The sequence below is a fragment of the Oscillibacter sp. UBA6647 genome (assembly GCA_002455655.1).
In the GTDB taxonomy this organism is placed as follows: Bacteria; Bacillota; Clostridia; order Oscillospirales; family Oscillospiraceae; genus Oscillibacter.
The window spans coordinates 1-5,204 of record DKLF01000083.1; the positions used below are offsets into that span (position 1 = coordinate 1).

Annotated in this window: 8 protein-coding genes; 3 read left to right on the plus strand and 5 right to left on the minus strand. The window is 52.1% G+C overall.

Annotated elements, in window-relative coordinates; genetic code table 11:
• Positions 1-56 precede the first annotated feature (56 nt).
• A complete protein-coding gene (locus tag B2W96_RS06150; protein ID WP_293009409.1) occupies positions 57-659 on the minus strand; it encodes an MptD family putative ECF transporter S component in 603 nt (200 codons plus the stop codon).
• Positions 660-731: 72 nt separating this feature from the next.
• The gene (locus tag B2W96_RS06155; RefSeq protein WP_293009410.1) at positions 732-1,337 is read right to left on the minus strand and encodes a TetR/AcrR family transcriptional regulator; all 606 of its coding nucleotides are present in this window, start codon (positions 1,335-1,337) and stop codon (positions 732-734) included.
• A 218-nt stretch (positions 1,338-1,555) separates the two neighbouring features.
• Here B2W96_RS06155 and B2W96_RS06160 point away from each other — a divergent pair, with 218 nt between their 5' ends.
• From B2W96_RS06160 to B2W96_RS06170, 3 genes are all read left to right on the plus strand, one after another.
• On the plus strand, positions 1,556-2,140 hold the full coding sequence (locus tag B2W96_RS06160; RefSeq protein ID WP_293009411.1) for a TetR/AcrR family transcriptional regulator: 585 nt from the start codon (positions 1,556-1,558) through the stop codon (positions 2,138-2,140).
• 86 nt (positions 2,141-2,226) lie between these two features.
• Complete coding sequence (locus B2W96_RS06165) at positions 2,227-2,352, plus strand: hypothetical protein (protein ID WP_293009412.1); 126 nt, start codon at positions 2,227-2,229, stop codon at positions 2,350-2,352.
• Positions 2,349-2,972: a class I SAM-dependent methyltransferase gene (locus tag B2W96_RS06170; protein WP_293009413.1), complete on the plus strand. Its 624-nt coding sequence runs from the start codon at positions 2,349-2,351 to the stop codon at positions 2,970-2,972. Before B2W96_RS06165 ends, B2W96_RS06170 begins: the two co-directional genes overlap by 4 nt.
• A 327-nt stretch (positions 2,973-3,299) precedes the next feature.
• Here the strand turns inward: B2W96_RS06170 and B2W96_RS06175 are convergent, their stop codons facing one another.
• From B2W96_RS06175 to B2W96_RS06185, 3 genes are all read right to left on the minus strand, one after another.
• On the minus strand, positions 3,300-3,989 hold the full coding sequence (locus B2W96_RS06175) for an SDR family oxidoreductase (protein WP_312159540.1): 690 nt from the start codon (positions 3,987-3,989) through the stop codon (positions 3,300-3,302).
• A 229-nt stretch (positions 3,990-4,218) separates the two neighbouring features.
• Positions 4,219-4,509, minus strand: coding sequence for a transposase (locus tag B2W96_RS11845; RefSeq protein ID WP_414692959.1), 291 nt, complete (start codon positions 4,507-4,509; stop codon positions 4,219-4,221).
• 46 nt (positions 4,510-4,555) lie between these two features.
• Positions 4,556-4,819: a DUF6514 family protein gene (locus B2W96_RS06185; protein WP_293009414.1), complete on the minus strand. Its 264-nt coding sequence runs from the start codon at positions 4,817-4,819 to the stop codon at positions 4,556-4,558.
• Between the last annotated feature and the right edge of the window lie 385 nt (positions 4,820-5,204).

Sequence of the window (5,204 nt, forward strand, 5' to 3'; positions counted from 1 at the left end):
GGGGTCCAATATCAGCCCCCGCCGCTGTCTGCTTGCCTGAAGAATGCCCTCGCCCATCAGGCAGTCCCCGCCTTGATAAAGTGCTTTTTCAGCATAGCCCGGCCCAGCAGCCCGCCTAGAACACCGAATACGAAGCAGCAAACCAGCAGCGCCGGATTCATCCAAGGGGGCAGCAGCGCCGTCAGCGCCGCCTCATAGTCGGCGCCAAACTCCGCGCGGGTGGCAAAATAGCCGTTGGGATTCGTAAACAGGGGGACAAAGTTGCCCCAGATCCAAACGTGGAAAAAGCCACAGACAAACACGGAGCTGCGCGCCCGGCTGTAATCTGCCCGCTTCCATAAAAGCTCTGCAATCAGGCCGGAGACAAGCGCCACCGGCAGCGCATAAAAGCCCATGCCGGTCAGCGCCATCATCATGCCCATAATGGCGCTCATGATGAGAATCATGCCGAATTTTTTGACCTTGGTCAAAAACAGCATGAAGGGGATGCCGCCCACAAGCGGCCCGATGACGCACAAAAGCGGCATCATGATCGGTATGTAGCCCGTCATGGCAAGCGCCATAATCATCACAAAATAGATTGCCGAGTAAATACCTGTGTTAATCAAATCTTTTCCGGTCAGGCGGCCGGAGTTTGCGCGGGAATGAAGAGTGGACATCACAAAAAACCTCCTGTTAATTTCAGCAGCGCGGTTAGTATATGCTAACTTTTATCCAAAAAATTAAGACGCCTACCTTAATAATTCCTCCCATCCGGCCATGCTGAAGCGCTTGGCGCTGTCCAGCACGGCGACAGCCTGTTCATACGGCAGGTCATGGGATACGCACTCCACCAGATACTGAAATCCGGAGGTGGCATTGATATGAAGGAACACATCCTCAATTCGCCGCCCGCTTTTTCCGAAAGCGTCGCAGTAAATACGGTAGGCATGCTCCTCCACGGCAATCAGTTCCTCCAGATACGAGGCCCAGCGCGTTCCCTCCGAACGGCAAAAAATCAACCGAAACGCCTCAAAATCCGCGTATACATACTCCAGCATCCAATCCGTTCCCGAATACGCCGTTTCCTTCATATGGACAAAAGTTAGCTTGGGCAGGGCCGCCCTGACATCAGTGTGAATTTTGCGAAACTGGTTCAGCATCTTCTCCGCCGGAGCCTGCACCAGCGCGTCAAACAAAACCGCCTTGTTGGAAAAATGATTGTACATCGCCCCGGTGGTCACGTCCGCGGCCTGCGCAATCCGGCGAATATTGGCGCTCTGATAGCCGCACTCCATAAACTCCTGCTTGGCGCATTCCAGAATGCGCGTTCGGGTCATCTGTGAATTCACACTCATCTTATCGGCACACCCCTACCAAAACTGATAACAATGTTATCACTTTACTCAAAAAAGTCAAGACTGATTTAGTCTTTATTTTACCCGCCAATAGGAGATAACGGGTAAAACGCACTGCCGTTCCCTTCCCGCCGAACTTTGGTACAGAGGCTTGACAGCAAAGCCAATCAGGCGTATTCTGTGACTGTAATATCAATTTTGGTCATATGGTGATTATAATGGCAACAGCTTTTACACAACAGGAAGAAGCGATTATTCTCCGTCAGCTCCGCCACGCGGCGCGGGAGAGCGCCGTGTCCCTTGGGGTGCGCCGCACCACGGTGGACGCGCTGGCGGCGGCGGCAGGAATCTCCAAAGGTGCGTTTTACAAATTTTACGCCTCCAAGGAACTGCTCTTTTTCGATGTTTTGGAGGATATGCACGCCGAAATTTACGGGGAAGCCGCGTCGGTCCTCTTCAAAAACACCGAGCTCTCCCCTGCCGACCGCGCCTCCGAGGCGGTTTTGTCCGCCTGCCGGACCATGGAGCGCTCCGGGATGATGGCCTTCGTGGAGCGGGACGCCGCGTATCTTCTGCGCAAGGTGCCGGAGGACTATCAGAAAAAGTTCTATCACAGCGACGAGAGCCACGTCCGGGAGCTGCTGGAATCGGCAGGCCTTGCGCCCATAGGCGGCATGGCGCTGGCCTCCGCCGTCGTGCGGGGTCTGATGCTCACCATCTCCCATCAGAATGAAATCGGGACGCTGTATTCGGACGTTCTGGAAACATTGGTACGGGGCGCTTGTGGCCGGTTGTTTTCATAAAAGCCGTTTTCTGCAAATGGCTTTTTTCTTTCCGAGGCTAGCCGGTTATAACTTTGTCTTGCGTATTTTAAAAGGAGGTCCGTGTCATGCATCTGCCAGACGTATTCTTTTCCCGAGGAAGCTATGCCCTGAGCGGCAACTCCAAGCCGGTGCTGGACATTGCAGCCGACCGGCTGATCGGGCTGAACAGAAGGGATGGTAAGGAACCATGAACACACCGGATACAAACTATCTTCGTTTCTGGCAGCGGGTGGCAAAGCTATACGCGCCGTTTATGAAAAGCTCTGGGCCGCTTTACGACAGAATTACCAGACGCTGTCTCCCCTATCTGTCTGCCGACATGGCCGTGCTGGAGTTGGCCTGCGGCAGCGGGCAATTGACCTTCCGATTGGCAAACAGGGTTGAGTGCTGGGAAGCCACGGATTTTTCCGACAAAATGGTTGCCGAGGCACAAAAGCGCGCTTCCCTGCCAAACCTCACCTTTAAGGTGCAGGACGCCACAGCTCTTTCTTATCCCGACAGTTCCTTTGACGCGGTTCTCATTGCCAACGCCCTGCACATCATGCCTGAGCCGGATAAGGCGCTTTCGGAGATCCGCCGCGTGCTGAAACCCGGAGGCCTTTTGTTGGCCCCCACCTTTGTCTGGGCTGGGGACAGCGGGCATCGGTTTTGGGCAAAACTCATGGATCTGGCAGGGTTCAAGGTGCTGCACCGTTGGAACTCTTCGGCTTTTTCAAAGTTTGTGGAACAGCGGGGCTTTTCTACGTTGGAGCGGGATGTTTTGCCAGGCGGCGTCAGCCCATTGTGCTGTCTGATTGCAAGAAAAATATGAGAAGGACTGCTTTATGGCACACCAAGCAGTCCGTCAGGCTTATCAGGCGCTTGGGAAAGAAGCAAATGCCTACGACGGAATGATCACCTGCTCCACGGTGTTTGGAAGGGCCGTCTGCCGTCTGGTCTTAGATATGGGAATAGTAACCAAAAGACGGACAGGGAATCCCCCTGTCCGTCTTTTGGTTATGAACTTGCATCGACTAAACGAACATCCGATCCAAAAAGATCCTTACCTGCCATATTAGTGTGCTGTGTCTTAACCTCCGATGTATTGCCATTTATAGCAATTATTTCAGATGTTACCCGCTTATTTCAAATATGCCAATCAGTAAGAAGTAGTCATTGCGCCATCGCAGATGAACGCCTGCCCGCTGACGCTGCCATTGGCAGGACTAATCAGGAATACGGCAGTACGTCCGTATTCTTCCACGGTTTGATACCGCTTCTGCGGAAACCCGGCGCTGTCGCGTCTGGTGTATTCCTCTTCGCTGATGCCCGGCTTTTCGCCGCGGATTTTATTCAGGTACTTAATTCGGTCGGTATAGATGCGCCCGGGACCCATCGTATTCACCAAAATTCCATACTGGCCAAATTCACGCGCCATGGTTTTGCTCATCCCCACCACGCCCATGCGGAAGGTGTTGGACAAAATCAGGTTGTCCAGCGCACTTTTGATGGAAGAAGCGGTGCTGTTCAAAATCCGGCCTTCACCGGCCGCATTCATGTACGGCAGTGCGGCGCGGATGGCATAGACATAGCTGTGGAGGCACTTTTCATAGCCGTCCGCCCAGTCCTCTTCCGTCAAATCCTCAAAGCTAGCCGCCTTTGGCCCGGGGCAGTGGTTAACCAACGCATACACACTGCCCAGTTGGGCCGCCACATCGTCAATCAGCTTCTTGATGCTGGCAGCGTCCTTTACATCATAGAAAAATGTATAGGGGCGGTTTCCGGTTTCCTTCTCAATCTCCGCCTGCGCGGTTAACAGGTCCTCCTTATAAGCCTCCGCAGTGCAGATACCACCTTCGCGCCCTCGCGCGCTGCTTCTGTGGCAATTCCTTTGCCGATGCCGGCAGCGGAAGACAGACTAACAACCACTTTATCTTTCAGTCCCAGCTCTATGAAAAAGCCTCCTTCATAAAACATGAAATATTGTAAAAATTCGAGCAAGCTTTATTGATTGCTTTTGGGGATGCAGCTTGAGGTCTACCACAGGATTCAGAAGCGCAATGTCGCTGTCCCGAAACTCAAACGCGCGTGGGGTTCCGGTAGAAAGCACGTCGCCGGCGAACCAGACCCGAATGCTGCTGTGCACTGACACCATTGTCCTGCTTTTTTGCTTCCTCCCGGGCTTTGGCATCCCGCATCATCATCTCGTAGATTTTGCCCAAGACCTCCAGCGTCAGCCGCTTACGAAAGTACACCATTAAGGGCGGGTCAAAGGGCGGCTCAAAGTCGTCATAGCCCGGATAGCCGCAGAAATACTGCAAATACGGGAGTTCTTGAATCATTTGCGCGGTTTCCACATCTAACCACATAAAGCTCCCTGCTATTTGACTGGGGTTGCAACATGAATTTCCGGCCTTAAGGCCAGTCGGCGATGACGTCTGCCAAGCCGGCTGGCGTAACAGTTCCGTTTGCCAGCATGTCAATCAGGTCTAAAATGCGCTGGGCATCTTTTGTCAGGCCGGGAGCCATGGAATATGTATTCCTCCCCATTTCACTGATTCTTAGGCCATAGCTACTTATATTCTCTGACCGCTTCTCCACCAAAACAAAATAGCGGAGCGTTAGGGGTTGTCCATCCTCCGTATGAGTTTGCCGTGTCGTAATCAGGAACTCTTTCATAGCACTTACCTCCTCCAATATTTGGTAAAAATTCATCATAACGGATAGCCATGAATTTGTGTGAGGTAGTCCATCTGTTATTATCGACTGACCTTTTTTAACAACCGTTGAGAAGTATTGGGACATTGTCTTTACTGGTGTTTTTATGTTTGCGAGAAAATAAGCGCTATTCAAAAATAGCAGCCAGACATTAAGAAGAGGATAAAGTTTTTGGAGAGAAGCATTTTTTGATGCTTCCCTCCAAATGAATGATCAGTCTTTCATTTTCGCAGGATCACCCATGAAGGCAATTCTGTTAGTACACAGCAATGCTAAGCTGCCTTCGGGGAATCGTATCTAGTATCTCTTCCTTTTTTGTATGGACCTCATAGAAATCAATGGGATC

Coding starts and splice junctions, on each gene's coding strand:
- B2W96_RS06150 (WP_293009409.1), bottom strand. CDS start 659: ATGTCCACTCTTCATTCCCGCGCAAACTCCGGCCGCCTGACCGGAAAA.
- B2W96_RS06155 (WP_293009410.1), bottom strand. CDS start 1,337: ATGAGTGTGAATTCACAGATGACCCGAACGCGCATTCTGGAATGCGCC.
- B2W96_RS06160 (WP_293009411.1), top strand. CDS start 1,556: ATGGCAACAGCTTTTACACAACAGGAAGAAGCGATTATTCTCCGTCAG.
- B2W96_RS06165 (WP_293009412.1), top strand. CDS start 2,227: ATGCATCTGCCAGACGTATTCTTTTCCCGAGGAAGCTATGCCCTGAGC.
- B2W96_RS06170 (WP_293009413.1), top strand. CDS start 2,349: ATGAACACACCGGATACAAACTATCTTCGTTTCTGGCAGCGGGTGGCA.
- B2W96_RS11845 (WP_414692959.1), bottom strand. CDS start 4,509: ATGTGGTTAGATGTGGAAACCGCGCAAATGATTCAAGAACTCCCGTAT.
- B2W96_RS06185 (WP_293009414.1), bottom strand. CDS start 4,819: ATGAAAGAGTTCCTGATTACGACACGGCAAACTCATACGGAGGATGGA.